This window comes from Streptomyces sp. 5K101 (assembly GCF_046506645.1).
GTDB lineage: Bacteria > Actinomycetota > Actinomycetes > Streptomycetales > Streptomycetaceae > Streptomyces.
Genome location: NZ_JBKFFO010000031.1, coordinates 22,874 through 44,391, shown reverse-complemented (window position 1 = coordinate 44,391; position 21,518 = coordinate 22,874). Strand labels below are relative to the sequence as shown.

22 protein-coding genes are annotated in these 21,518 nt (G+C 72.2%); 6 read left to right on the top strand and 16 right to left on the bottom strand.

All coding sequences use genetic code 11. The features are described 5' to 3' along the window. Nucleotides 1-61: 61 nt before the first annotated feature. From ACLB9X_RS32175 to ACLB9X_RS32140, 8 genes are all read right to left on the bottom strand, one after another. The gene (locus tag ACLB9X_RS32175) at nt 62-817 is read right to left on the bottom strand and encodes a DUF3159 domain-containing protein (RefSeq protein WP_410363967.1); all 756 of its coding nucleotides are present in this window, start codon (nt 815-817) and stop codon (nt 62-64) included. A 3-nt stretch (nt 818-820) separates the two neighbouring features. Next, complete coding sequence (locus ACLB9X_RS32170; protein ID WP_410363966.1) at nt 821-1,246, bottom strand: OB-fold nucleic acid binding domain-containing protein; 426 nt, start codon at nt 1,244-1,246, stop codon at nt 821-823. 33 nt (nt 1,247-1,279) lie between these two features. Further along, on the bottom strand, nt 1,280-1,963 hold the full coding sequence (locus ACLB9X_RS32165; protein WP_410363965.1) for a response regulator: 684 nt from the start codon (nt 1,961-1,963) through the stop codon (nt 1,280-1,282). An 83-nt stretch (nt 1,964-2,046) separates the two neighbouring features. Then, nucleotides 2,047-4,593 carry an ATP-binding protein gene (locus ACLB9X_RS32160; protein WP_410363964.1) on the bottom strand — a complete coding sequence of 849 codons (2,547 nt, stop codon included), beginning with the start codon at nt 4,591-4,593 and terminating at the stop codon, nt 2,047-2,049. A 162-nt stretch (nt 4,594-4,755) separates the two neighbouring features. Next, on the bottom strand, nt 4,756-5,487 hold the full coding sequence (locus ACLB9X_RS32155; RefSeq protein WP_410363963.1) for an ABC transporter ATP-binding protein: 732 nt from the start codon (nt 5,485-5,487) through the stop codon (nt 4,756-4,758). A gap of 133 nt (nt 5,488-5,620) precedes the next feature. After that, complete coding sequence (locus tag ACLB9X_RS32150; protein WP_410363962.1) at nt 5,621-6,400, bottom strand: DUF3710 domain-containing protein; 780 nt, start codon at nt 6,398-6,400, stop codon at nt 5,621-5,623. Between the two features lies 1 nt (nt 6,401). Then, entirely contained in the window at nt 6,402-6,914 is a 513-nt protein-coding gene (gene dut / locus ACLB9X_RS32145) for a dUTP diphosphatase (RefSeq protein ID WP_410363961.1), read from the bottom strand. Next, a complete protein-coding gene (locus ACLB9X_RS32140) occupies nt 6,914-7,534 on the bottom strand; it encodes a PaaI family thioesterase (RefSeq protein WP_410363960.1) in 621 nt (206 codons plus the stop codon). Before ACLB9X_RS32140 ends, dut begins: the two co-directional genes overlap by 1 nt. Before the next feature lie 58 nt (nt 7,535-7,592). On the opposite strand from ACLB9X_RS32140, the gene ACLB9X_RS32135 reads away from it, so the two are divergent. Then, the gene (locus tag ACLB9X_RS32135) at nt 7,593-8,051 is read left to right on the top strand and encodes a DUF3093 domain-containing protein (RefSeq protein WP_410363959.1); all 459 of its coding nucleotides are present in this window, start codon (nt 7,593-7,595) and stop codon (nt 8,049-8,051) included. Nucleotides 8,052-8,318: 267 nt separating this feature from the next. Here ACLB9X_RS32135 and ACLB9X_RS32130 read toward each other — a convergent pair whose 3' ends face one another. From ACLB9X_RS32130 to ACLB9X_RS32115, 4 genes are all read right to left on the bottom strand, one after another. Beyond that, entirely contained in the window at nt 8,319-9,287 is a 969-nt protein-coding gene (locus ACLB9X_RS32130; protein WP_410363958.1) for a hypothetical protein, read from the bottom strand. Between the two features lie 13 nt (nt 9,288-9,300). After that, complete coding sequence (locus ACLB9X_RS32125; protein WP_018848140.1) at nt 9,301-9,597, bottom strand: DUF4193 domain-containing protein; 297 nt, start codon at nt 9,595-9,597, stop codon at nt 9,301-9,303. A gap of 382 nt (nt 9,598-9,979) precedes the next feature. After that, nucleotides 9,980-11,218: a sensor histidine kinase gene (locus tag ACLB9X_RS32120; protein WP_410363957.1), complete on the bottom strand. Its 1,239-nt coding sequence runs from the start codon at nt 11,216-11,218 to the stop codon at nt 9,980-9,982. 5 nt (nt 11,219-11,223) lie between these two features. After that, nucleotides 11,224-11,877, bottom strand: a complete 654-nt coding sequence (locus ACLB9X_RS32115; protein WP_177151625.1) for a response regulator transcription factor — start codon at nt 11,875-11,877, stop codon at nt 11,224-11,226. Between the two features lie 338 nt (nt 11,878-12,215). On the opposite strand from ACLB9X_RS32115, the gene ACLB9X_RS32110 reads away from it, so the two are divergent. Further along, on the top strand, nt 12,216-12,383 hold the full coding sequence (locus tag ACLB9X_RS32110) for a hypothetical protein (protein WP_365992128.1): 168 nt from the start codon (nt 12,216-12,218) through the stop codon (nt 12,381-12,383). A 108-nt stretch (nt 12,384-12,491) separates the two neighbouring features. On the opposite strand, the gene ACLB9X_RS32105 is transcribed toward ACLB9X_RS32110, so the two are convergent. Together ACLB9X_RS32105 and ACLB9X_RS32100 are read right to left on the bottom strand one after the other, a co-directional pair. Further along, a complete protein-coding gene (locus tag ACLB9X_RS32105; protein ID WP_410363956.1) occupies nt 12,492-13,292 on the bottom strand; it encodes an inositol monophosphatase family protein in 801 nt (266 codons plus the stop codon). 10 nt (nt 13,293-13,302) lie between these two features. After that, nucleotides 13,303-14,430, bottom strand: a complete 1,128-nt coding sequence (locus ACLB9X_RS32100; RefSeq protein WP_410363955.1) for a ferrochelatase — start codon at nt 14,428-14,430, stop codon at nt 13,303-13,305. A gap of 137 nt (nt 14,431-14,567) precedes the next feature. Here ACLB9X_RS32100 and ACLB9X_RS32095 point away from each other — a divergent pair, with 137 nt between their 5' ends. The 3 genes from ACLB9X_RS32095 to sepH all read left to right on the top strand — a co-directional run bounded on the left by ACLB9X_RS32095 (nt 14,568) and on the right by sepH (nt 18,823). Continuing rightward, the gene (locus ACLB9X_RS32095; RefSeq protein ID WP_410363954.1) at nt 14,568-15,818 is read left to right on the top strand and encodes an MFS transporter; all 1,251 of its coding nucleotides are present in this window, start codon (nt 14,568-14,570) and stop codon (nt 15,816-15,818) included. Beyond that, on the top strand, nt 15,799-17,097 hold the full coding sequence (locus tag ACLB9X_RS32090; RefSeq protein ID WP_410363953.1) for a D-arabinono-1,4-lactone oxidase: 1,299 nt from the start codon (nt 15,799-15,801) through the stop codon (nt 17,095-17,097). Before ACLB9X_RS32095 ends, ACLB9X_RS32090 begins: the two co-directional genes overlap by 20 nt. A gap of 679 nt (nt 17,098-17,776) precedes the next feature. Further along, nucleotides 17,777-18,823, top strand: coding sequence for a septation protein SepH (gene sepH / locus ACLB9X_RS32085; protein ID WP_410363952.1), 1,047 nt, complete (start codon nt 17,777-17,779; stop codon nt 18,821-18,823). 80 nt (nt 18,824-18,903) lie between these two features. On the opposite strand, the gene ACLB9X_RS32080 is transcribed toward sepH, so the two are convergent. Beyond that, nucleotides 18,904-19,734 (bottom strand): sulfurtransferase, encoded by an 831-nt coding sequence (locus ACLB9X_RS32080; protein WP_410363951.1) that lies wholly within the window; start codon nt 19,732-19,734, stop codon nt 18,904-18,906. A gap of 223 nt (nt 19,735-19,957) precedes the next feature. Here ACLB9X_RS32080 and ACLB9X_RS32075 point away from each other — a divergent pair, with 223 nt between their 5' ends. After that, the gene (locus ACLB9X_RS32075; protein WP_410363950.1) at nt 19,958-20,746 is read left to right on the top strand and encodes a VOC family protein; all 789 of its coding nucleotides are present in this window, start codon (nt 19,958-19,960) and stop codon (nt 20,744-20,746) included. 68 nt (nt 20,747-20,814) lie between these two features. Here the strand turns inward: ACLB9X_RS32075 and ACLB9X_RS32070 are convergent, their stop codons facing one another. Continuing rightward, nucleotides 20,815-21,465, bottom strand: coding sequence for a thymidine kinase (locus tag ACLB9X_RS32070; protein WP_410363949.1), 651 nt, complete (start codon nt 21,463-21,465; stop codon nt 20,815-20,817). Nucleotides 21,466-21,518 lie beyond the last annotated feature (53 nt).

The window sequence follows — 21,518 nt, the reverse complement described above, 5'->3', positions numbered from 1 at the left end:
GTGGGTGCGGGGCCGTCCGCTGCTCAGGGGTGCCGGGCCACGCCTCTGTGCTGAAGGAGCGCTACGCCTCGCCCCCGTGGGTCTGCGATGCGGCCTTGCGGGCCTTCTCCGCCCGTTCCTCCGCCTCCATCTCCGCGAAGACGTCGATCGGCGGCGGGGCCTTCGCCAGGAACAGCCAGGTCAGATACACGGCCAGCAGGAACGGCGGGATCTTGAGAGTCACCAGGACCCAGCCGAGCTGCGTCGTGTCCGCCCACCAGTACAGCGGAAACAGGATCGCGCACTTGGCGAGCAGGATCAGGCCCCAGGCCCAGCTGGCCTTGGCGTACGCCTTCTTGCGGCCGGGGTTGCGGGTGCGCCAGGAGAGGTTCTCCTTGAACACCGGGCCGAGGATCAGGCCGATCAGCGGCACGCCCGCCAGGGTCGTGATGATGTACGCCAGCGCGAGCCCGAGCGTGTAGAGCATGCCCGGGAGGTAGAAGTCCTTCGCGTTGCCGGTCATCATCGCGAAGATGACGCCGAAGGCCACGCCGAAGACGCCGCTGAAGGCGTGCTTGACGGTGTCCTTGCGCACCAGCCGGACGGCCACGAGCACCAGCGAGACCGCGAGCGCGGCGATCGCCGAGAGGTGCAGGTCCTTGTTGACCGTGTAGATCGTGACGAAGAGCAGGCCCGGCAGGACCGTCTCCACCATGCCGCGCACGCCGCCGAACGCCTCGAACAGCGCCGCCTCGGTGACCGCCTTCGTGTCGGCGGGACCCTGTGCGCTGTCCTGCTGGTCGTTCGTCGTGGGGGTCGGCTTGTCGACAGACGTCACCGGCTACTCCTGTCCGAGCGGTCGGAGTTCGTATTTGGGATTGAACAGCACCCGGCGGCCGTGGCTCATCGATATGCGGCCGGAGGCGATCAGCCTGCGGCCCGGCTCGATGCCCACGATGGACCGGCGGCCGAGCCAGACCACGTCGAGCGGGGCCGTGCCGTCGAAGAGCTCAGCCTCCAGCGCGGGCACACCGGCCCGCGGACGAAGGGTGACCGTGCGCAAGGTACCAGTGACCCGGACGATCTGACGGTCGCCGCAGTCGCCGATGGGGGTGCACCCCGACGCCTGGGCGTCCTCCTGGAGCTCCTCCGACTCGAGATCCAGCTGTGAGCTGGAGAGCCGGTCGAGCATGCGGCGGAAGCGACCGGCCGGTTTCGACTCCCTGTCGTCCTTCGCCGCCTTCTCGGGACGGGGTACAGCACTCATACAGAAAGCCTACCGGCCCCCCGAGGGGCCGGATCAACGTTCGAAGCGGTACCCCATGCCGGGCTCGGTGACGAAGTGCTTCGGGTGCGAGGGGTCGGCCTCCAGCTTGCGGCGCAGCTGCGCCATGTAGACCCGCAGATAGTTGGTCTCCGTCCCGTAGGAGGGGCCCCAGACCTCCTGGAGCAGCTGCTTCTGGCTGACCAGGCGGCCGGTGTTGCGTACGAGGACCTCCAGCAGATGCCACTCGGTGGGAGTGAGACGTACGTCGCGTCCGTCGCGGTTCACCTTCTTCGCGGCGAGGTCGACGGCGAAGGTCTCGGTCTCGACGGTGACCACGTCCCCCTCGCCGGCGACGGGTTCGGCCCTGCGGACGGCGGCGCGCAGCCGGGCCAGCAGTTCGTCCATGCCGAAGGGCTTGGTGACGTAGTCGTCGGCGCCGGCGTCGAGGGCCTCGACCTTCTCGTCCGAGGAGTGGCGGGCGGAGAGCACCAGGATCGGCACCCTGGTCCAGCCGCGCAGCCCCTTGATGACCTCGACGCCGTCCATGTCGGGCAGGCCGAGGTCGAGCACGACGACGTCGGGGTGACGCGCGGCGGCGAGTTCGAGCGCGGTCGCGCCGTCGCCGGCCGAGTCCACCTCGTACGTGCGCGCCTTCAGGTTGATCACGAGGGCGCGGACGATCTGCGGCTCGTCGTCGACCACGAGCACCCGGGTCATGCCGGTCCGCCTTTCTGCTGGGTTGGCTGGGTGGGCTGCGACTGCGGTGCGGGGCGGGCCGGCGCCGGGAGCGCCGCGCGGGGTCATGCCGTCACCCGCGCGGGCGGTCGGGCGGTGCCCTCGCGGCCGGGTCCCGGCGCGGCACACAGGGTGAGCACCATGGTCATGCCGCCTCCGGGGGTGTCCTCGGCACTGAGCGTGCCGCCCATGGACTCGACGAAGCCGCGGGCGACGGCGAGGCCGAGGCCGACTCCGGTGCCGCGCGGGGCGTCGCCGGAGCGCTGGAACGGCTCGAAGATGCGTTCCTTCTCCTCGTCGGGCACTCCGCTGCCGCGGTCGACGACGCGCAGTTCGACCCGTTCCGCGAGGGCGCTGGCCGCGACGGTGACGCGGACGCCGGCGGGGCCGTACTTGACGGCGTTCTCGACGATGTTGGCGACCGCCCGCTCCAGCAGCCCGCGGTCGACGGCCACCATGGGCAGCGACTCGGGGATGTCGAGGACCACGCTCTGCGGCGGCACGCCGGCCAGCGCGAGCGGGATCACCTCGTCGAGGCTCGTCTCACGGATCAGCGGGGCGATGGTGCCGGTCTGCAGGCGGGACATGTCGAGGAGGTTGCCGACCAGGTGGTGTAGCCGGTCCGCGCCGTCCTCGATGCCGGCGAGCAGCTCGGCCTCGTCCTCCTCGGACCAGGCGACGTCGTCGGACCGGAGCGAGGAGACCGCGGCCTTGATCCCCGCGAGCGGGGTGCGCAGGTCGTGGCTGACGGCGGCGAGCAGGGCGGTGCGGATGCGGTTGCCCTCGGCGAGCGCCCGGGCCGCCTCCGCCTCCCCCACCAGGCGCCGGCGGTCCAGAACGACCGCCGCCTGGGTGGCGAACGCGGCGAGCACCCTACGGTCCTCGGCGGGCAGTACGCGGCCGGAGAGGGCCAGCGCCATGTGGTCGCCGACGGGCATGTCCACGTCGGCGTCGTCGGGGCGGGCCGCGGGAGCGGGTCCGACGCTCGCCGTGCACGTCCACGGTGCGCTGCCGTCGGCGCGCTCCAGGAGCGCCACGGACTCCATCGCGAAGGTCTCCCGGACCCGTTCCAGGAGCGCGTCGAGCGCGGTCTCGCCGCGCAGCACGCTGCCGGCGAGGAAGGAGAGTATCTCCGACTCGGCCCGCAGCCGGGCCGCCTGGTGGGTGCGGCGGGCGGCGACGTCCACGACGGAGGCGACCGCCACGGCCACCGCGAAGAAGATCACGATGGCGACGAGGTTGTGCGGCTCGGCGATGTCGAGGGTGTGGGTGGGCGGCGTGAAGTAGTAGTTCAGCAGCAGTGATCCGACGGCGGCGGAGGCGAGCGCGGGCAGCAGCCCGCCCATCAGGGCCGCCGCGACCGTGAGGAAGAGGAACAGCATGACGTCGTTGGCGAGGCCGGGGCCGTTCTCCATGCCCGTCAGCATCAGCGTCAGCAGCACGGGCGCGACGACGCCGACGGCCCAGCCCGCCGCGATCCGGGAGCGGCCGAGCCGGGCGCCGCGGGTCCCGGGCAGGCCGCGCCCCTTGCCGGCCTCGTCGTGGGTGACGATGTGGACGTCGAGATCGGGCCCGGCATGGCGGGCCACGGTCGCCCCGACGCCGGGGCCGAAGAGGTACTGCCAGGACGTGCGGCGGCTGGAGCCGAGGACGATCTGGGTGGCGTTGACCCCGCGTGCGAACTCCAGCAGCGCGGCGGGCACGTCGTCGCCGATCACGTGGTGGAAGGTGCCGCCGAGGTCCTCGACGAGGGTGCGCTGGACGGCGAGTTCCTTGGGGGACGCGGAGGTCAGCCCGTCGCTGCGGGCAATGTAGACGGCCAGGATCCCGCCGCCCGAGCCCTTGGCCGCCATCCGGGACGCGCGCCGGATCAGGGTGCGGCCCTCGGGGCCGCCGGTGAGACCGACGACGATGCGTTCGCGGGCCTGCCAGGTGGAGCGGATGTTGTGCTCGCCCCGGTACTGCTGGAGGTACTCGTCGACCCGGTCGGCCAGCCACAGCAGCGCCAGTTCGCGCAGTGCGGTGAGGTTGCCGGGGCGGAAGTACTTGGCCAGGGCCGCGTCCACCCGGTCCGGCTGGTAGATGTTGCCGTGCGCCATCCTGCGGCGCAGCGCCTGAGGTGCCATGTCGACGAGTTCGATCTGGTCGGCTCTGCGGACCACCTCGTCGGGCACCGTCTCCCGCTGCCGTACGCCGGTGATCGAGTCGACGACGTCCCCGAGTGACTCGAGGTGCTGGATGTTGACGGTCGATATGACGTCCGTGCCGGCGGCGAGCAGTTCCTCGACGTCCTGCCAGCGCTTGCCGTTGCGGGAGCCCGGCGCGTTGGTGTGGGCGAGGTCGTCGACGAGGGCGACCGCGGGGCGGCGCTCCAGCACGGCGTCGACGTCCATCTCCGCGAAGGCGGCGCCGCAGTGGACGGTCTCGCGGCGCGGCACCTGCTCCAGCCCGTCGAGCAGCGCCTCGGTGCGCGGCCGGTCGTGGTGCTCGACGAACGCGACGACGCAGTCCGTGCCGCGTTCCACACGGCGGTGCGCCTCGGAGAGCATCGCGTAGGTCTTGCCGACTCCCGGCGCCGCACCCAGGTAGATCCGAAGCTTGCCGCGTCCCATGGCCCCATTGTCGTCTCTGTGCCGCGTCGCGCAGCGGCGTCGGCCGCTGCCGCGCAGCGTCGACCTTACGTCGAACCGACGGGGTGAAACCGACGCCGGAGGACTCCGCGGTGCGTATTGACGCGATTCTGACGCACCCCGGACCGTGGCCGCGACGGCCCGTCAGTGCTCGACGATCTCGCCGTCGCGCAGTTCCAGGACGCGGTCCGCGAGGTCGAGCAGCTGGGCGTCGTGCGTGGCGACCAGGGCGGTGACGCCCTCGCTGCGCACGACGGCACGCAGGAGCTCCATCACCGCGAGCCCGGTCTCGGCGTCCAGCTGGCCCGTCGGTTCATCGGCGATGAGGAGCGCCGGGCGGTTGGCGAGGGCTCGCGCGATGGCGACGCGCTGCTGCTGGCCGCCGGAGAGCTCGCCGGGACGCTGCGCCGCGTGGTCGGCGAGGCCGACGAGGGCGAGCATCAGCCGCACCCGCTCCTCCCGCTCAAGCGGGTCCGCCTTGCGCAGGCGCAGGGGCACGCCCACGTTCTCGGCCGCGCTCAGGATCGGGATCAGGCCGAAGGACTGGAAGATGAAGCCGATCCGGTCCCGGCGCAGCTCCAGAAGGCCGTTCTCGCCGAGCCCCGACAAATCGATGCCGTCGACGGTGATCCGGCCCTCGTCCGGGGAGTCGAGACCGCCGACGAGGTTGAGGAGCGTGGTCTTGCCCGAGCCGGAGCGCCCTTTGAGGGCGACGAGTTCGCCGCGGGGGATCTCGAAGAAGACGCCGCGCAGCGCGTGCACGGCCCCGGCCCCGGTGCCGTACGACCGGCGCAGGTTCTCCACCCGCACCATCGGTGCGCTGCCCCGGTCGCCGATGACGGCGGTGCGGCCGTGCGCGCCGCTGCTCTCGGTCATGCGTCCCCCCGTACGTGCTGATCGTCCGGCCACAGTATGTGCAGGGGCCATGCTCCCGGGCAACGGCCGTGCGCGGAAAGACGGGTGGGCCGCGGCTCCCTCGGAGGGAATCGCGGCCCACCCGCCCTCCGTGTCAGCGGACCTCGGTGATCTCCGGTCCGCGCTGGAGCCGGCCCATGCCTCCGGAGAAGCGGGATCCCTCCTGCTCCTCCTGCTGGACGCCCTCGGGCACCATCTGGGCGTCGTCGGGCAGCTTGAGCACGATCGGGTCGCGGGGCGCCATCGGGCCCTCGCCGCGCACGACGACGGTGTCCCGGAAGATCTGCTCCAGCAGACCGGCGGCCTGCGGCTGCACCGCGCCCTGCCCGGAGATCACGCCGCGCAGGAACCAGCGGGGACCGTCGACGCCGACGAAGCGGACGAGCTGCACGCCGCCCGTGCCGTCGGGAAGCTGCACGGGCACCTGCGCCCGCAGCTCCCAGCCGAGCGGGCCCTCGACCTCGTCGACGACCCCGCCCTGCTGCGTGATGCCGGAGGCGATCTCCTCGCGGACCTCGCCCCAGATGCCTTCCTTCTTGGGCGCCGCGAAGGCCTGCAGCTGGATGGCGCTGTCGCGCAGCACGACCGTGGCGGCGACGATCGCGTCACCGGCGACCTCGACGCGCAGCTCCATTCCCTCGACGCCGGGCACGAAAAGTCCGCCCAGGTCGACGCGGCCGTCGCCGGGCCTGGAGACCTCGGAGACGTCCCAGGGGCCGTCGGGCCGGGGCGCCGGCGGGAGGTTCACCCTGCGGGGCGCGCCCTCGTCGGCGTCGGTGCCGAGCTCGTCGGACTGGTCGGCGACTCGCTCGGCCTCGCCCGTTGCGTCCGCCACGTCCCCGGCGGAACCACTCTTCTTGCGACGTCCGAACACGTCACTGTCCTTCCCGGTCGGATACGACCGAAGCGTATCGATTCCCACCCGTAGAGCCGTCCACGGCGGCGTGACCGCCGGTGGACCCGAAGCCCCCCTCGGCCCGCGCGGAGCCGGGAAGCTCCGCCACCTCGTGGAAGCGCACCTTCTCGACCTGCTGGACGACCAGTTGGGCAATCCGGTCGAACCGTTCGAACCGCACACTCTCGCGCGGATCCAGATTGACCACGATCACCTTGATCTCCCCACGGTACCCGGCATCCACCGTCCCTGGGGCATTCACGAGAGCCACTCCGCAGCGCGCTGCGAGTCCCGAGCGCGGATGCACGAAGGCCGCGTACCCGTCGGGCAGGGCGATCGACACTCCCGTGGGCAGGACGGCGCGTTCGCCGGGGGCCAGTTCGATCGCCTCGCAGGTCACGAGATCGGCGCCGGCGTCGCCGGGGTGTCCGTACGCGGGGAGCGGGACGTCGGGGTCCACACGTCGGATCAGTACGTCGACGGGTTCACGCATCAGGGGTTCACCTCGAAGGCGCGGGCGCGCCTGATCTGGTCGGGGTCGGCCATGGCGGCCCGGATCTCCTCGGCACGGCCGTGGTCGATGAAGTGGTCGACCTTGACCTCGATGAACAGCGCACCCGCGCGGAGGGCCACCGGTCCGTCCGGGCCGCCGATCCTGCCGGTGGCACGGGAGTAGATCTTGCGCCCGGCGACGGCGGTGACCTCGGCGTCGAGGTGCAGCACGGTGCCGACGGGCACGGGGCGCACGAAGTCGGTCTCCAGCTTGCCGGTCACGGCGATCACGCGCAGCAGCCAGTTCAGCGAGCCCAGCGTCTCGTCCAGCGCGGTGGCGAGGACGCCGCCGTGGGCGAGGCCCGGTGCGCCCTGGTGGGCGGGCTTGACGGTGAACTCTGCGGTGACGCGTACGCCCTCCTCGGCACGGGCGGCCAGGTGCAGCCCGTGGGGCTGGGCGCCGCCGCAGCCGAAGCACTGGTCGTAGTGGGCGCCGAGGAGCTCGCCGGGGGCCGGGGCGTCGGGGTGCCGGACCGGTGCGGTGGCGCCGGCGGGCGGGGTCAGCGCCGTGGAGCCGGCCGGGGGGCCGGGCGTCGCCGCCTGGGGGTTCGCGTTACTCACAGGCGCAGACCTTACCCGCGCGGCTGTTCGCCGGTCGCGCCGTGCCAAGCTTGGATTCATGCAGCCTTCCGCCCCGCAGTACTCAGAACGTCTGACCGCGCCCCGTTCCTGGTGGGCCGTCACCGCTCTCGCCGCCGTCAGCGGCGGTCTGGTCGCGCTGCCGCTGGGGACGCTGCCGATGCTCGGCGGCTTGATCGGGGCGGCGGCACTGGCGGGGGCACTGGTCAGTTCCTACGGCACGGCCCGCATCCGCGTGGTGGCCGGCTCGCTGGTCGCCGGTGACGCCCGTATCCCGGTGTCGGCGCTGGGCACGCCGGAGGTGCTCGACCCGCAGGAGGCACGTGCCTGGCGGTCGCACAAGGCGGATCCGCGGGCGTTCATGCTGCTGCGCAGCTACGTGCCGACGGCGGTCCGCATCGAGGTCACCGACCCGGCGGACCCGACGCCGTACGTCTACCTGTCGACGCGACACCCGCAGGAACTGGCGGCGGCGGTGACGGCCGTCCGTGCGTCCTGAAGGGAGCGTCGGACGAGCGCGCCGACGGTGGCGGTGGCGGCCGGCGGTGCGTCTGAGCGCGGCTCTGCCGAGCGGGGCGGCGGCGGCCCTGGTGCCGGTCCTGCACCCTGAGCGGGCGCAGCGGCCCCGGTGGCCGTACGCGCATCCTGAGCGGCGCTGTGCCGAGCCGGCCGGTGACGGCCTCCGCGCTATGAGCGCGGCTGTGCCGAGCGAGGTGGCGGCGGCCTGGGCCGTCCTTGCGTCCTGGACTCTGCCGAGCGCGGGCGGTCAGTGCTCCGGCGTGGGCGGGGGCTGCCGGGTCTCGCCCAGTAGCTTGCCGGGCAGCGCGTCCTTCGGCCGCTCGAGCGGCGGGAGCTGCGGCAGGGCGTCCCAGGGGACCTGCCGCCTGCGCAGGTCCGCGCGGATGTGGTCGGCGAGCTTGCGGGTGTCGCGGCGGTTCATCACCGCGCCGACGGCCGCCCCGACCATGAACGGCGCGAGGCTGGGCAGATTGCGCACCATGCGCTTCATGATCTGCTGGCGCAGCTGGCGCTTGAGCTGCCCGCCCATCGCCGCGTTGTACGTCGACGGCTTGGTCACGTCGATACCGCGCTCGGACGACCACGAGTTCAGATACGCGGTGCTGCGTGCCGTGAGCCCGCCCGGCGGGCGCAGCCCGTAGACCTCGTGGAGCTCGGCGACGAGCTTGAGCTCGATCGCCCCGACGGCCAGGACCTCCGCGGCCAGCTCGGTCGGCATGGCGGGCGGCACGGGCATCATCGCGGCGGCGCCGACACCGGCGCCGACGGCGGACGTCGCGTTGGCCGCGCCCGAGACGAGCTTGTCGGCGAGCTGCTCGGGACCGAGCCCGGGAAACTGCCTGCGCAGCGTGTCGAGGTCACGGACCGGGACGCGCGGCGCGTTCTCGATGAGGCGGTCGGCGAGGTAGCCCAGGGTCGCTTTGGCGCCCTGCCGGGTCTTCACCAGCGAGGCCCTGGCGCTCGCACTGCCCCTGGCGACGCCGTGCCGCACCGCGGCCAGGCGTCGGCCCCTGGTCGGCGGCCCGGCCCGGCCCGCTGCTTCGAGCGAGGCCGAGCGGCCTCGCTCCACGTCATGACCTGCGCCGTGCGGCAGCAGGGCGGCATCGCGCTCGGTGGACGCCGTGGCGTCCGGTGTCGGGCCCGAACCGCCCTGGTGCGCCTCCGACGGCTTCAGACGCCGGAAGCGCCGCTTCCTGGACGGTGTCTCGCCTGCCACTGGCGACCTGTCCTCAGTCGCAGTCGCGGCAGATCGGCTGGCCGTTCTTCTCGCGCGCCAGCTGGCTGCGGTGGTGCACGAGGAAGCAGCTCATGCAGGTGAACTCGTCGGCCTGCTTCGGCAGGACCCGGACGGCCAGCTCCTCGTTGGACAGGTCGGCTCCGGGGAGCTCCATGCCCTCCGCGGCGTCGAACTCGTCGACGTCGACGGTGGAGGTGGACTTGTCGTTCCGCCGGGCCTTCAGCTCTTCAAGGCTGTCCGAATCGACGTCGTCGTCGGTCTTGCGTGGGGTGTCGTAATCCGTTGCCATGTCGCTCTCCCCCTCTGGGTGTCTGCGGTGTCTCCAGCGCACGTAACGCGTGAGAGGCCGGACTTGTGCCCGACCTGAGGCGGAGATTTTGCCTCACATCAAGGTCTGTTACTCAATCGACACCCAACCGGACCCCTCAAGAGTGATCGGGTTGGACGGCGATGGGGACCGTACACGGTCCGCGGGGCGCGCTATACGGGCACCACCCCGTGTACTTCCCGTGATGCCACCCCCCGGAAACTCGGACTTTTTCCGGCTTTCCGGCGCGATATGCGTTCACGGAGAGTAGACGGCCTGAATTCCACCTCTGTGACCGATCGCACACGATACCTCCGGGAGCGGGTCCCGAAAATTCCGCTTAAAGCGAACGTCCTTCAGCATGTCAAACCGGCAGGGTGACACGCATCACAAGCCCGCCACCCTCGCGGGGCTCCGCGATGATACGGCCCCCGTGGGCACGCGCGACGGACCGGGCGATGGAAAGTCCCAGGCCGACGCCCTTGTCGCTGCCCGTCCGCTCCTGCCGCAGTCTTCTGAACGGCTCGAAGAGGTTGTCGATCTCGTATCCGGGGACGACCGGGCCCGTGTTCGACACGACCAGGACGGCCTGGCCCTGCTGGACCTCCGTCGAGACCTCCACCCAGCCGCCGTCCCCCACGTTGTAGCGAACGCCGTTCTGCACGAGGTTCAGCGCGATCCGCTCCAGCAGCACGCCGTTGCCCTGTATGACGGCGGGGGCGCGCTCCCCGCGGATCTCGACGCCCTGCGCATCGGCCTCGGCACGCACCTGGTCGATGGCGCGGGCGGCGACCTCCGCCAGGTCGACCGGCTTGCGCTCGACGATCTGGTTGTCGCTGCGGGCGAGCAGCAGCAGGCCCTCCACGAGCTGCTCGCTGCGCTCGTTGGTGGCCAGCAGCGTCTTGCCCAGCTGCTGGAGCTCGACGGGCGCTCCCGGATCCGAGAGATGGACCTCCAGGAGCGTGCGGTTGATCGCCAGCGGGGTGCGCAGCTCGTGCGAGGCGTTGGCGACGAACCGCTGCTGGGCGGTGAACGCCCGCTCCAGGCGGTCCAGCATCTCGTCGAAGGTGTCGGCGAGTTCCTTCAGCTCGTCGTCCGGGCCGTCCAGCTCGATCCGGCGGGTCAGGTCCGAGCCGGCCACCTGGCGGGCGGTGCGGGTGATGCGGCCGAGCGGCGACAGGACCCGCCCGGCCATGGCGTAGCCGAAGGCGAAGGCGATGATGCTCAGCCCGAGCAGGGCGAACAGCGAGCGGCGCAGCAAGTCGTCCAGGGCCAGCTCGCGCTGGTGGGCGAAGCACGACTTCAGGGCGGCGTTGGCCTCGTCCGCCGACAGGCCCGTGGTCAGCGCCTCGCAGGAGTTGTCGGTCAACTGGATCTTGCTCTCCGGCAGCAGCTTGAACGGGAGCCCGCTCCCGTCGTGCAGCGCCTGCGCGGTGAACAGGTAGATGATCGACAGCAGCAGGATGCCCGCGATCAGGAACATCCCGCCGTACAGCAGGGTGAGCCGTATCCGGATGGTCGGGCGCAGCCACGGCCGCACCGGCTCCCTGGGGTCCCAGGTCGGTTTCGGCGGCGCCTCGGGGGGCGCGGGGACGGGGGTCATGCGGATCAGATCCGGTAGCCGGAGCCGGGCACCGTGACGATCACCGGCGGTTCGCCGAGCTTGCGGCGCAAAGTCATCACGGTTACGCGCACGACGTTGGTGAACGGGTCGGTGTTCTCGTCCCAGGCCTTCTCCAGCAGCTGCTCGGCCGAGACGACCGCGCCCTCGCTGCGCATCAGAACCTCCAGGACGGCGAACTCCTTGGGTGCGAGCTGGATCTCCTTCCCGTCCCGGAACACCTCGCGGCGGTTCGGGTCGAGCTTGATCCCGGCGCGCTCCAGCACCGGCGGCAGGGGCACGGTCGTCCGCCGGCCGAGCGCGCGGACGCGCGCGGTGAGCTCGGTGAACGCGAACGGCTTGGGCAGGTAGTCGTCGGCACCCAGCTCCAGGCCCTCCACACGGTCGCTGACGTCCCCCGACGCGGTGAGCATCAGCACCCGGGTCGGCATGCCCAGCTCGACGATCTTGCGGCAGACGTCGTCGCCGTGCACGAGCGGGAGGTCACGGTCGAGGACCACCACGTCGTAGTCGTTGACCTCGATGCGTTCCAGGGCCGCCGCGCCGTCGTACACGACGTCGACGGCCATGGCCTCCCGGCGCAGCCCGGTGGCCACCGCATCGGCGAGCAGTTGCTCGTCCTCGACGACGAGTACGCGCACGTCGCTGTTCCTTCCTCCGAGCCCGTCCGGCGACGGGCAGGCCTTTGCACTGGCTGTGCGCATACATCCTGCCCGTTACGCGCGTAAACCGGCCGTAAGGCGGAATCTTTCGTTGCAGGAGCATCGGGGCGCGAGCGTCGGGGAATGAACCGGATTCCCGGGACAGTTGAGGTTTCCCTGAGGGAACGCGTGGGGAAGACGTCTGCACACCCACGATCACGCCTTGTTAGTGGCGCAGCACGACCTGTTCCAGGGTTGATCACCCGCCTCTCGCCCCGGCGAGGGGGACCCCAGCCAGGCACACCCCGTGCCACCGACCTAGCCGAGGGGGCGCAATCATGGACGCTTTCACCGCGGGACTTCTGCAGCGCATAAAGGCTGCGGAGACCGACCTGACGATGGCTCGCGAGACGGGCGACGACTTCCTCGCCGACGTCGAGATGGCCGAGCTGGAGGACCTGCGCCGGCTCGCCGCCGAGCACGGGGTCGAGGTCAGCGCGGCGTAGCACCGCTCAGAGCAGCACGAAGACCCCGGCGCCGCGTTCGGCGCCGGGGTCTTCTTGCAGCTCGGCCTCCTCAGGGCTTCGCCGGCTCGTGGGCGGCCCGGAGGAACGTCAGTCGTGCCAGGCGCCCAGGTCCTCCAGGAGGGTCTGGAGCGGCTCGAAGATCCCCGGCGAGGCCGCGACCGTCAGGTCGCCGGAGGGGAGCTCGCCGGGGCGGCCACCCGTCCGCGCGCCCGCCTCTCGGGCGATGAGGTCGCCCGCGGCCATGTCCCAGGGGCTGAGCCCGCGCTCGTAGTAGCCGTCGAGACGGCCCGCGGCCACGTCGCACAGGTCGATGGCCGCCGAGCCGCTGCGCCGGATGTCACGCAGCTGCGGGATCAGCCGGTGCGCCACCTGCGCCTGGTGCGCGCGGACGGTCTGGACGTAGTTGAAGCCCGTGGACACCAGCGCCTGGTCCAGCGGCGGCGCCGGACGGCAGCTCAGCCGCCGCTCGCCCAGGTACGCCCCGTTCCCCAGGACCGCCCGGAACGTCTCCCCGCGCATCGGTGCCTCGACGACTCCCACGACCGTCTCGCCGTTGCGTTCGGCGGCGATCGACACGGCCCAGGTGGGCAGCCCGTACAGGTAGTTGACGGTGCCGTCGAGCGGGTCGATCACCCAGCGCACGCCGCTGGTGCCGCTGCTGGACGCGCCCTCCTCGCCGAGGAAGCCGTCGTCGGGACGGTGCTCCGACAGATAGCCGGTGATCAGCTTCTCCGCGGCGATGTCCATCTCGGTGACCACGTCGATGGGGCTGGACTTGGTCCGGGCGACCGCCAGGTCGTCCGGCCTGCCGTCCCGCAGCAGCGCGCCCGCGCGGCGGGCGGCCTCGAGGGCGAGGGTGAGCAGCTCGGACGTCAGGGCGTCGGTCACAGGGGTCTCCTTATGCGTAGGGGCTGTCGGCGCCGGCGGCCGCGGGCTTCGGCGTCCGCGCCGGGCAGCAGCCGACCGGGCAGAGGTCGTGGCTCGCGCCGAGCGCCCCGAGGGCGCAGCGCTCGGCGTCGACGCCGCGCTCGGTCGCGGCGCGCTCCAGCACGAGGTCGCGCACGGCGGCGGCGAACCGCGGGTCGGCGCCCACGGTGGCGGACCGGCGCACGGGCAGCCCCAGCTCGGCGGCCTTGGCGGTGGCCTCGGTGTCGAGGTCGTAGAGGACCTCCATGTGGTCGGAGACGAAGCCGATCGGGACCATGACGGCCGCGGGCGCCCCGGACGCGTGCAGGGCTTCCAGGTGGTCGCAGATGTCCGGCTCCAGCCACGGGATGTGCGGGGCGCCGCTGCGGGACTGGTAGACGAGCCGCCAGGGGTGCTCGATGCCCGTCTCGTCCCGTACGGCGCCGGCGATCAGGGCCGCCACGTCCAGGTGCTGGGCCACGTACGCGCCGCCGTCGCCGTGCTCCGGCTCGGGGCCCGAGGTGTCCGCGGCCGACGTGGGGATGGAGTGGGTGGTGAAGGCGAGGTGGGCGCCGGCCCTGACGTCCTCGGGCAGGTCGGCCAGCGAGGCGAGGACGCCGTCGATCATGGGGCGGACGAAGCCCGGGTGGTTGAAGTAGTGGCGCAGCTTGTCCACCCGGGGCACGTCCAGGCCCTCGGCGCGGAGGGTGTCGAGCGCGTCGGCCAGGTTCTCGCGGTACTGGCGGCAGCCGGAGTAGGAGGCGTACGCGCTGGTCGCGAGCACCACGATCCTGCGGTGGCCGGCGGTCGTCATCTCGCGCAGGGTGTCGGTGAGGTACGGCGCCCAGTTGCGGTTGCCCCAGTACACCGGCAGGTCGAGGCCGTGTTCGGCGAAGTCCTTGCGCAGGGCGTCGAGCAGCGCGCGGTTCTGGTCGTTGATGGGGCTGACGCCGCCGAACCGGAAGTAGTGCTGACCCACCTCCTTGAGGCGCTCTTTGGGGATGCCCCGGCCGCGGGTGACGTTCTCGAGGAACGGAACCACGTCGTCCGGGCCTTCGGGGCCGCCGAAGGAGAGCAGCAGCAGGGCGTCGTAAGGAGCTGGATCACGCAGATCGGACATGGGATCGATCCTGCCACCCTCTCCCCGTCTCCGGCGGGGAGCCCCTGGCAGGCGGGGCGGAGGAAAAACCACGGTGCGGGGACACCCGTTCGGCCGTAATCTGTGAAGGCTGCCCATACGCCTTACCGGAGTCCTCCTTGCCCAGTCCCTACCGCGCGATCTTCGCCGCTCCCGGCAGCCTGGCGTTCTCCACGGCCGGCCTCCTCGGCCGGATGCCGCTGTCCATGATGGGCATCGGCATCGTCACGATGATTTCGCAGATCACCGGCCGTTACGGACTGGCCGGTGCGCTCTCGGCGACGCTCGCGATGTCCGCCGCCGTGCTCGGGCCGCAGATCTCGCGCCTCGTCGACCGGCACGGCCAGCGCCGGGTGCTGCGCCCGGCCACGCTGGCCTCCGTAGCGGCCGTCGCGGGTCTGCTGGTCTGCGCGCAGCAGGGCATGCCGGACTGGACGCTGTTCGTGTTCTCGGCCGCGGCCGGCTGCGTGCCGAGCGTGGGGGCCATGACGCGGGCGCGCTGGGCCGCGATCTACCAGGGCTCGGGACGCGAACTGCACACCGCGTACTCCTTCGAGTCGATCGTCGACGAGGTCTGCTTCATCTTCGGACCGATCGTCTCGATCGGTCTGTCGACGGTGTGGTTCCCGGAGGCGGGCCCGCTGCTCGCCGCGCTCTTCCTGTTCGTCGGCGTCTGGTGGCTCACCGCCCAGCGCGCCACGGAGCCCAAGCCGCATCCGGTCGAGCAGCACACGGGCGGCAGCGCCCTGCGTTCGCCCGGGCTGCAGGTGCTGGTGGCCGCGTTCGTCGCCACGGGTGCGATCTTCGGCGCGGTGGACGTGGTGACCGTGGCGTTCGCCGAGGAGGAGGGCCACAAAGCGGCCGCGAGCCTGGTGCTGGCCGTCTACGCGCTGGGCTCCTGCCTCGCCGGCGCCGTGTTCGGGCTGCTGCACCTCAAGGGCGAGCCGTCGCGCAGGTGGGTGCTCGGCGTGTGCGCGATGGCCGTGAGTATGATCCCCCTCCAACTGGCCGGGAACCTGCCGTTCCTGGCCGTGGCGCTCTTTGTCGCGGGCCTTGCCATCGCACCGACGATGGTGACCACTATGGCCCTCGTCGAGGCGCACGTACCGCGCAGCAAGCTCACCGAGGGCATGTCCTGGACCAGTACGGGGCTCGCGGTCGGTGTGGCACTCGGTTCGTCGGCCGCCGGCTGGGTGGTCGACGCGCACGGAGCCGCCGCGGGGTACGCGGTGCCCGGCATTGCGGGAGTGCTCGCGGCCGTGGTGGCGTTCCTGGGGTACCGCCGGCTGCGCAGGCCGGTGCCGACGCGGGAGGGACAGCGTGAGCGGGACTGGCAACAGTCCGAAGAGCGTGAAGAGCACGTGGCGTAACTGGGCGGGGACCGTCGCCTCGACTCCGCAGCGCGAGGCCCGCCCGGCCTCGGCGGACGAGCTGGCCGACGCGGTGCGTCGCGCGGCCGAGGACGGACTGCGCGTCAAGACCGTGGGCAGCGGCCACTCGTTCACCGCGATCGCCGCCACCGACGGGCTGCTGATCCGTCCCGACCTGCTGACCGGGATCCGGCGGATCGACCGGTCGGAGATGACCGTGACGGTGGAGTCGGGCACTCCGCTCAAGCGGCTGAACGCCGCCCTGGCGCGGGAGGGCCTGTCGCTCACCAACATGGGCGACATCATGGAGCAGACCGTGGCCGGCGCCACCTCGACCGGCACCCACGGCACCGGCCGGGATTCGGCCTCCATCGCCGCGCAGATCAAGGGCCTGGAACTGGTGACGGCGGACGGCTCGCTGCTCACGTGCTCCGAGAAGGAGAATCCGGAGGTGTTCGCGGCGGCCCGCATCGGGCTCGGCGCCCTGGGTGTGGTCACGGCGATCACGTTCGCCGTGGAGCCGGTCTTCCTGCTGACCGCGCGCGAGGAACCGATGCCCCTGAACCGGGTGCTCGCGGACTTCGACGCGCTGCACGCGGAGAACGAGCACTTCGAGTTCTACTGGTTCCCGCACACCGGCAACTGCAACACCAAGCGCAACAACCGCAGTGCCGGACCGGCGGCCCCGGCGGGTGCCGTGCGCGGCTGGATCGACGACGAGCTGCTGTCCAACGGGGCGTTCCAGGTCGCCTGTTCGGTCGGCCGGCTGTTCCCCGCGGCGGTCCCCGCCATCGCCCGTGTCTCCAGCAGAGCCCTGTCCGCCCGCACGTACACGGACATTCCCTACAAGGTCTTCACATCTCCGCGCCGGGTGCGGTTCGTGGAGATGGAGTACGCGGTGCCGCGCGAGGCGGTGGTCGACGTGCTGCGGGAGGTGCGGGCCATGGTGGACCGTTCGCCGCTGCGCATCAGCTTCCCCGTGGAGGTGCGCACCGCGCCGGCGGACGACATCACGCTCTCGACGGCGTCGGGGCGGGAGAGCGCGTACGTCGCCGTCCACATGTACCGCGGGACGCCGTACCGCTCCTACTTCACCGCGGTCGAGCGCATCATGACCGCGCACGCAGGGCGGCCGCACTGGGGCAAGATCCACACGCGGGACGCCGCGTGCTTCGCCGAGGTGTACCCGCGATTCGGCGAGTTCACGGCGCTCAGGGACCGGCTGGATCCGGACCGGATGTTCCAGAACCCGTATCTGCGGCGGGTCTTGGGCGACTGACCCGGCGGGCGCCGGGCCGCCCCGGTCACTCCGGTTGACGGGTCGTCGCACCGTCGGGTGACCGGGACGGCGTGTCGTTCGATGGACGCGGGTGCCGTACGTGCTCGCCTCCCGCCTCCTCGACAGGGGCGCGGCGGCCCTTCGGCCTTGCCTGGACGGCGGATTCATGTCGCTGCTCGCCGGTTCTGCCGCATCTCCCGCCCCTGTCCACCTACTTGTCCGTCGTGCACCAAGGAGTGACAGTTGAGCGAAGTGGATAGTTCCGTTTCCGCCGTCCCTGTGAAGCACAACACCTGGTCACCCGCGGTTCGGTGACCCGACTCCCACCCCCGGCGTGAACTTCGGCGGCGCGGCAGTCCACCCCGATGGCCCGAATGGAGTACTGTGGCGAGCCCTGGGCCCAAGCACCTTCACAGTGTTCGGACACCAGGTAGGGGGCCGAAAGCGGCGCTCGATACCGGCGGCGCCGCGGCACCGGACGGGAATCTATTGCTCAGAGTGAGCTTCAATCACTCTGAGTGGCAAATAGATAACCGTGCCATAACGGCGATCAAGGGCCCGTGCCCGACACGCCGGGCAACTCGGCAAGGTTGTGGCAGGCTGCACCCGGGCAGGCCACACTCGACTAGCGGAAGCAGCGACGCAGGTGACGTCGGCAGGCACCACCCGGGAGGTCCCCATGCCCGAACTGCGTGTCGTGGCCGTCTCCAACGACGGCACACGACTGGTGCTCAAGGCTGCGGACAGCACGGAATACACGCTTCCGATTGATGAGCGGCTGCGCGCCGCCGTACGCAACGACCGCGCCCGGCTCGGTCAGATCGAGATCGAGGTGGAGAGCCATCTCCGCCCCCGCGACATCCAGGCGCGCATACGTGCGGGCGCCTCGGCCGAAGAGGTCGCGCAGCTCGCCGGCATCCCCGTCGACCGGGTGCGCCGTTTCGAGGGCCCCGTGCTGGCCGAGCGCGCGTTCATGGCGGAACGGGCCCGGAAGACTCCCGTACGCCGCCCCGGCGAGAACACCGGCCCGCAGCTCGGTGAAGCGGTGCAGGAGCGGCTGCTGCTGCGGGGTGCCGAGAAGGACACCGCGCAGTGGGACTCCTGGCGTCGTGACGACGGCACTTGGGAGGTCCTGCTGGTCTACCGGGTGGCGGGCGAGCCCCATTCGGCGAGCTGGACCTACGACCCGCCGCGGCGGCTCGTGCAGGCGGTCGACGACGAGGCGCGCGCGCTGATCGGCGAGACGGACGACACGATCGCGCAGGAGCCGAGCTTCCCGTTCGTGCCGCGCATCGCACGACTGCCGAGGGACCGGCCGCTGGACCGCGCCCTGGACCGCCAGGTCGACCGCCCCGCCGTAGGCCCCGTCGCCGACCCGGAGGAGAACGGCGAACGGGACTCGCTGACCAGCCTGTTGGAGGCCGTGCCGAACTTCCGCGGCGACATGGTCGTCCCGGAGCGCCCGGCACAGCCGGAGCCCGCCGCACTCGAACCGGTGCAGGAGCCCGAGGCCGAGGAGGAGCCGGTGGCTCCGGCGGCGTCGGCCGGCGCGGGCTCCGCGTACGCGGACGTGCTCATGCCGCGCTCGGTGACGGGCCACCGCGACCGGCTGACCGGCACGACGGACCGTCAGGCGGAGGCGGACGGCGTCCGCCCGGGCCGCCGGGCGGCGGTGCCGAGCTGGGACGAGATCGTCTTCGGCACCCGCCGCAAGAAGCAGGAGTGACGACAGCGGTTCGGTGAGGGGCCGGCACCGATACGGTGCCGGCCCCTGACCGCGCGCCCGTCCACGCAAAGGCGGCGGCGTCAGAACGGGTCCGGGCCCGTGGCGACCGGGCGGGAGGGGTCGCGGGACCACTCCGACCAGGAGCCCGCGTACAGCGCCGGGACGAAGCCCGCCAGCTCCAGCGCGACCGCCTGCTGTGCCGCCGAGACGCCCGAGCCGCAGTAGACCCCGACCGTCTGCCGGTCCGCGCCCGCGCCGAGGCCGACGAAGCGCGCGACCAGCTGCTCGCGCGGCAGGAAGCGGCCCGCCTCGTCCACGTTCTCCGTGGTCGGAGCCGAGACCGCGCCGGGGATGTGCCCCGCCACGGCATCGATGGGCTCCACCTCGCCCCGGTACCGCTCCCCCGCCCTGGCGTCCAGCAGGAGCCCCTCGCGGGCGAACTTCGCGGCGCCGTCCGCGTCCAGCAGCGGCAGCGTGCCCGGCGCGGGGACGAAGTCGCCCTCCGCGGGCTTGGGGACCTTGGTCTCCAGCGGCCCCGCCCAGGCGGCGAGTCCGCCGTCGAGGACCCGTACATCGGGATGCCCCGCCCAGCGCAGCAGCCACCAGGCGCGGGCCGCGGCCCAACCCTTGTCGCCGTCGTACGCCACGACCGGCGTCCCGGCGCGCACGCCCGCGCGGTGCATCGCCGCGCCGAAGGCGTCGACGTCGGGCAGCGGGTGGCGCCCGCCCGCTCCGGGCGGCCCCGCCAGTTCCGCGTCGAGGTCGACGAAGACGGCGCCGGGGATGTGCCCGGCCTCGTACGCGGGCCGGCCGTGCGGTCCGCCGAGCTGGTACCGGACGTCGAGCAGCACCGGCGGCGTCGGGCCGGCGAGTTCGGTCGCGAGATCGGCTGCGGAGATGATGGGTGTCATACGGGCCATCCTCGCGCACCGGATCGCCGCACCGTCAACGCCCCGCGACGTGGATGACCGGCAGCAGAACGGGCATGCTCCGGCGGGAACCCGCCACATCCGGCGCGGCCGGGACACACGGGACGCCCGGTGGTGAAAGCATCTGCTCGGGCGCACGGCCTTTCCGCACAACGGCGCGCCCGTCCCCGCACGGCCACCACGATGGTCCGAGGAGAGAGTGACGATGACCGAGGCGACTCGGCGCGCGCCCGGCACACCCTGCTGGGTCAGCCTGATGGTGCACGACCTTGACGCGACGCGGCAGTTCTACGCGGCGCTGTTCGGATGGGAGTTCGCGCCCGGCCCGCAGCAGTTGGGCCCGTACGTCCGAGGGCTGCTCGACGGCGAGGTGGTGGCGGGGATCGGCCGTCTGCCCGTCGACCGTCACCTGCCGGTGGCGTGGACGCCGTACCTCGCGACGGACGACGCGGACGCCACGGCGGAGGCGATCAGGAGCGCCTGTGGCACCGTGGGCGTGGGCCCGCTGGTCGCCGGGAACGAGGGGCGGATGGTCATCGCCTCCGACCCGGTGGGCGCGGTCTTCGGCGTCTGGCAGGCGGCGGCGCACACCGGCACCGCCGTCCGCGGCACGCACGGCACCCCGGTGTGGAACGAGCTGGTCGCCCGTGACACCACGGTGAGCAAGTTCTATCAGGTGGTCTTCGGCCACGAGGCGCAGGCGAGTGTCCCGTCCGGCGTGGGCGATCCGGTGGAGGAGGACCGTCTGACGCTGCTCGTCGGCGGCCGGCCGGTGGCGTCGGTGCACGGCGTCGGCCAGGGGCTGCCGCGTGACCGCGGCCCGCACTGGATGACGTACTTCGAGGTCGAGGACCCCGACGGGGCGGCGCGGCAGGTCGTCGAGCTGGGCGGGCGGGTGATCCGGCAGCCGGGTTCGGGGCCGGCCGGACGCGAGGCGACCGTCGCGGACCCGGAGGGCGCGGTGTTCACGGTCGTCCGTACGGAGCGGGACTGAGACGGATCGGGGGAGGACCGAGGCGGCGGACGGGCCGCGACCGGGGCGGCGGCCGGCCGGCGGTCTCGTCAGGCGGGCCCGACGGGCAGGACGTCCGGGGACAGGGCGGCCGCGTGGGCCGTGGCCGCCGTCATCCGCCGCCGGTGGTGGCGTCGGCACAGCACCTCGTAACCGATCTCGTCCGGCGACTGGTTGACGTCGCCGACCACGACCTGCGCGCCCTCGACGACCATCTCGCCGCCGACGGTGCGGGCGTTGTGCGTGGCGCGCGCTCCGCACCAGCACAGCGCCTCGACCTGCAACACCTCGACGCGGTCGGCCAGTTCGACGAGCCGCTGCGAGCCGGGGAAGAGCTTGGAGCGGAAGTCGGTGGTGATGCCGAAGGCGAAGACATCCAGCTCCAGGTCGTCGACGAGGCGCGCCAGTTGGTCCACCTGCTCGGGTGCGAGGAACTGCGCCTCGTCGGCGATCACGTAGTCGCAGCGGCCGCCCTTGGAGAGCCGGTCGACGAGGTACGCGTAGAAGTCGAAGCCCTCGGCCGCCTCGACGGCGTCCGTCACCAGCCCCAGGCGCGACGAGAGCTTGCCCTCGCCCGCACGGTCGTCCCGCGTGAAGATCATGCCCTGCAGGCCGCGCGCCGACCGGTTGTGCTCGATCTGAAGAGCGAGGGTGCTCTTTCCGCAGTCCATCGTTCCGGAGAAGAACACCAGCTCGGGCATGGCAGGTCGAGGACCTTTCGGGTCGGTCGTGGGAGGCGGTCGGCGTACGGGGG